This is a genomic window from Kribbella sp. (assembly GCF_035655035.1).
Lineage (GTDB): Bacteria > Actinomycetota > Actinomycetes > Propionibacteriales > Kribbellaceae > Kribbella.
On record NZ_DASRVN010000215.1, the window covers coordinates 1 to 2,928 of the forward strand.

Below are 2,928 nucleotides of genomic sequence, written 5' to 3' on the forward strand. Positions count from 1 at the left end.
TGACCTGTAGGAGATGTGCACGATCATGCATGTAGCTGTGATCACCGGCGGAAGTTCCGGCATCGGGCAGAGCGCGGCGTTCGAGGTGGCGAAACGCGGTACGGCCGTGCTGCTCACCTATCGCGGCGGCCGCGAGCGTGCCCTTGAGACGGTCCGGCGGATCGAGAAGGACGGCGGTACGGCGGCCGCGCTGCCGCTCGATGTCGCGCGTCCCGACACCTTCGAAGAGTTCCGGGAGACCCTCACCGACGTGCTGGCCGGCTGGGACCGGACGACGTTCGACCAGCTGGTCAGCAACGCGGGTGTCGGGCAACCGCCGGTGATGTTCGAGGACACGACCCCGGACCTGTTCGACCAGATGGTCGACGTCCACCTCCGCGGCCCGTACTTCCTCACCCAGACACTGCTCCCGCTGATCGCCGACCACGGATCGATCGTGTACACGGCCAGTACGTCGGCACTCGTGTCCGCGCGGCCGACACCCGGGTACTCCGTCTACGCCAGCGTGAAGGGTGCGCAGATCGTCCTCACCCGCTACCTCGCGAAGGAGCTGAGCGCCCGCGGCATCCGGGTGAACGCCGTCGCGCCGGGCGTGACGCGGACAAGGCTCGGCGACGACGCGTTCGCGCAGCACCCCGAGCTGATCCCGCCGATCGCCGACCGGACCGCCCTCGGCCGGATCGGGGAGGCGGACGACCTCGGCACGGTGATCGCGTTCCTCGGCTCCCCCGAGGCGGGCTGGATCACCGCCCAGACGCTCGAGGCCTCCGGCGGGTACGAACTCTGAAGCCCGCAACCGGTTGCGGGGACAACTAGGCTGCAACCGGTTGCGGCGCTACCACGCGTCGCCCCACGTCATACGTCGCGCGGTGCGATAGGCGGGCGACGACTTCGGTACGACGACCTGCTCGGCGGCGCCTGCCGACGTACAGAGGTCGAGTACGACGCGGTTCTTCGGGCGCGCCGGGCGGGCGATCACCCGGGCCCCCGGTGGGCGGACCGGGTGCCGGGTCGCGACGACGTACGTGAACTTCTCGTCCTCGAAGTTCCGGGTGCCGTCTTTCAAGACCCGGTGCAGCTCGGTCCGCGGCAGGCGGGTCGCGAAGTGGCACCAGTCGACCGGGCAGTCGAGTTGATGCGGGCAGGGCGCCGCGATCCGGAAGCCCCGCGCGATCAGCAGGGCGCGGGCTTCGAGGGTACGGGCGTGGCCGCGCGGAGTGCCGGGCTCGACGACGACGATCGTCTGCGCGTGGTGGGTCGTCCGGTGGACGAGGTCGCGGCGGGCGTCGGCGGTCAACTCGTTGAGGACGTACCCGATCGTGATCAGGTCGACCGAACCGCTCGCGGTCCAGGTGCGGAGGTCCGCGGTGGTCCATCGCCAGTCGTGCGGGAAGTTGCCCCCGGCAAGTTTCTGGCCAAGGCGGACGGCCGCGGGCTGGCGTTCGACGATCTCGGTCGCGAGGCCGGGCCAGTGTGCCGCGGCAGCCCAGGCCGCGGCGCCGGTGCCGCCGCCCAGGTCGAGGTGGGAAGTGAGCGGTCCGTCGACGTGACGCTCGACGGCGGCGAGCGCCGTGTGCAGGGCGCGGAACGTGGCCGGCATCCGTACGACGGCGTACGCGAGGGCGTCGAGCGCGTCGCTCATCCCCGGCGTGGTGTCGTCGACCTGCTCGGTGCGGTAGCGGTGCGAGAGCGCGTCGGCCCGGCGACGCAGTTCCTGATGCGGTACGCCGCTCAGCGCGCGGGAGAGGGCAGCATGAAGTTGGGTGTCCACGGAGGACATGAGGAAGCTCCGGTTCGATCGGCGTGGAGCGCGCCCGAGGGCGCACGTGACCCGCGGCCGGACGCCGCGACGCACCGATCGGTCCGGAGAAAAGCTGTCAGCAGACAGCAGTCGAGGAGGGAACGGCGCGGAACCCGATAACCTTCCTAGCCATCACACACCTCCTCGAGTCATCGCAAACGCTAGCAGATCTACCGGCCCTCCGACGTACACAAACAAACCTTGTTCCCTTGCGGGTCGGCCAGAACAGTGAAGGCCGGAGCCTCGTCGGTGGAGACGACCGTCCCTCCCGCGGCCACAGCAGCCTTGATCCGGTCCGCGACCACCTCAGGCGGCACCCACAGGTCGAAGTGGAAGCGCTGACGCGGCGTTTCGTGCGGCTCGGTCTGCTGGAACCAGACGTTGTCGAAGCGCCCGGTCGGGTCGACGACGTCGTTGTCCTTGAAGTTGCCCGCATCGCCGGTGAGCACCGCCGCCCAGAACGGGCCGATCTCGGCCCGATCGGCGGTGTCCAGGCCGATCTCCAGCTGCGTGACCTGTGTGGGGTCGGCCCGGAGGCCCTGCTCAGCAGCCACCCTGCTGATGGCGTCGGCCGGCTCGGGCAGCTCCACCTTCACATCCACGAAGGTCTCCGCGAGCCGGACCTCCTTCAGGCCGGGCTGGTCGCCGATCGCGGTGGCGAAACCGGCGGACTGGGCGAACGAGCTCGTCAGGAACCGCGCGTGGAGGTACTGCTGCAGCTTGCGCCAATCATTCATCCTCCGAGGCTAGCCGCGGCGACCGACAGTTCGTGATAGATCTGTCCGTATGTATCGCAGGCTCGTGGTCAAGCTGTCCGGGCAGGCGATTGCCGGCTCGAAGGAGTTCGGGTTCAGCACTGATCGGCTGACGCATCTCGCGACCGAGGTGATCGCGTTGCGGGCGACCGGGGTGCAGGTCGCGGTGGTGATCGGCGGCGGGAACGTGTTCCGCGGCAACCGCGCCGAGGACTGGGGCATCGACCGGGTCGAGGCCGACAACATCGGCATGCTCGGTACGGTCATCAACGCGGTGCTGCTCCGCGGCCGGCTCACGGCGCTCGGCGCGGACGACGTACGGCTGATGACCGCGATCCCGATCAACAACCTCGCCGAACCGTACATCCGGCT

General features: G+C 69.5%; 3 protein-coding genes and 1 pseudogene. 2 read left to right on the forward strand and 2 right to left on the reverse strand.

Annotated elements, in window-relative coordinates; translation table 11 throughout:
• Window positions 1-25 precede the first annotated feature (25 nt).
• On the forward strand, window positions 26-787 hold the full coding sequence (locus tag VFF46_RS12400) for an SDR family NAD(P)-dependent oxidoreductase (protein ID WP_325037236.1): 762 nt from the start codon (window positions 26-28) through the stop codon (window positions 785-787).
• A 48-nt stretch (window positions 788-835) separates the two neighbouring features.
• On the opposite strand, the gene VFF46_RS12405 is transcribed toward VFF46_RS12400, so the two are convergent.
• Both VFF46_RS12405 and VFF46_RS12410 read right to left on the reverse strand, forming a co-directional pair.
• A complete protein-coding gene (locus VFF46_RS12405) occupies window positions 836-1,771 on the reverse strand; it encodes a small ribosomal subunit Rsm22 family protein (RefSeq protein WP_325037237.1) in 936 nt (311 codons plus the stop codon).
• 200 nt (window positions 1,772-1,971) lie between these two features.
• Window positions 1,972-2,538: a VOC family protein gene (locus tag VFF46_RS12410; protein WP_325037238.1), complete on the reverse strand. Its 567-nt coding sequence runs from the start codon at window positions 2,536-2,538 to the stop codon at window positions 1,972-1,974.
• A gap of 49 nt (window positions 2,539-2,587) precedes the next feature.
• On the opposite strand from VFF46_RS12410, the pseudogene pyrH reads away from it, so the two are divergent.
• A pseudogene (gene pyrH, locus VFF46_RS12415) lies at window positions 2,588-2,928 on the forward strand (UMP kinase); the annotation flags it as partial.

Coding starts and splice junctions, on each gene's coding strand:
- VFF46_RS12410 (WP_325037238.1), bottom strand. CDS start 2,538: ATGAATGATTGGCGCAAGCTGCAGCAGTACCTCCACGCGCGGTTCCTG.
- VFF46_RS12400 (WP_325037236.1), top strand. CDS start 26: ATGCATGTAGCTGTGATCACCGGCGGAAGTTCCGGCATCGGGCAGAGC.